This window comes from Clostridium frigidicarnis, from assembly GCF_900111985.1.
Classification (GTDB): Bacteria; Bacillota; Clostridia; order Clostridiales; family Clostridiaceae; genus Clostridium_Z; species Clostridium_Z frigidicarnis.
In genome coordinates this window covers 1-1,273 of the sequence record NZ_FOKI01000108.1, presented here as the reverse complement: position 1 = coordinate 1,273, position 1,273 = coordinate 1, and the positions used below count along the sequence as shown (strand labels likewise).

Annotated in this window: 1 protein-coding gene; it reads left to right on the top strand. The window is 30.9% G+C overall.

Annotated elements, in window-relative coordinates:
* Positions 1 to 98: 98 nt before the first annotated feature.
* Positions 99 to 1,121, top strand: coding sequence for an IS6 family transposase (locus tag BM119_RS19510; RefSeq protein WP_090043348.1), 1,023 nt, complete (start codon positions 99 to 101; stop codon positions 1,119 to 1,121).
* Positions 1,122 to 1,273: the final 152 nt, after the last annotated feature.

Here is a 1,273-nt window from a genome sequence, read left to right as displayed (position 1 = left end):
CGATCTGTTAAGTTATATGAACATTGATCTTCTCAACCTAAGGAAATACAATAAGTTTGCGAAACAAAATAATACCCCCTTAAAAGGAGAGAAGAACAATGAACAAAGCTAATATAAAATGTCCTCGCTGCCATTCTAATAAATTGTATAAGTTTGGTTTGAATAAGCAGGCTAATCAAAAGTATCAGTGTACACAATGTAAGCGTCAATTCGCCTTAGGCGATGGCGACGGATTACCTAAATTAAATTATCCTAAATGTCCTATGTGTGGTAAGGGTACATACTTACATCATTCTTATAAATATTACAATCGTTATAAATGTAATAATAAAAAATGTAATCATATAATAGTTAAACACCATACTACAAATATAGATGAAGCTTCTAGTCAAAATATCACCGGTTCCCTTTCTATGAAAGGAATGCGTTTCCCATTGCATGTTATATTAACTGCATTAACACTTTATTTCTTAAACAATTCATCAACAAGATCTATAGCTCATTTCTTAATGATGAATTCTGGAATTAAAGTATCTCATGTTACAATAGCAAGTTGGACTAATAAATTTGCACCTTTTTTCAAACAAAAGGCTGATAAATTTAAATCCAGTTTGAATTTACAATCTGACGATTGGCATGCTGATGAAACTGTTGTATTCATTAACGGTCAACGATATTATCTGTGGCTAGCTATTGACTCAGAAACTAGATTTATTCTAGCATTCCACTTAACTAAATCTAGAAGTTCAGATTCAGCATATACACTAATAAATGAAGCTAAAAACTGTGGTGAACCAAACTATTTTATAACCGATAGGCTGCCTTCATATAACGAAGCTGCCGCTACAGTATTACCCAATACTGAACATCTACCTGTAGCTCCTATGTCTAGCGATATAAATAATAACTTAATTGAATCATTTAACAAAACATTTAAAGCGTGGTATAAAGCTAAAAAAGGCTTTAATTCTTTTGAAAAAGCAAATAATTTAATATACTTATTTGTATTTCACTATAACTTTATTAGACCACATGGTTCATTAAATAACTGTACTCCAGCAGAAGTTGCTGGCTTCGCTAGCGATAGCTCAGATAAAAACTCTTGGTTTTCAGCGGCTTAATATAAAATTAATATCTTTGATTAACCTGCAAAAATTACGTTTATTGCAGGTTTGTTTACCATACAATAAACTATCCAAACTTATATAATTTTCAAAGAACGAGCAATTCTATGAAATATTAAGCTATTTTTTCATATCAGCTTAACAGATTC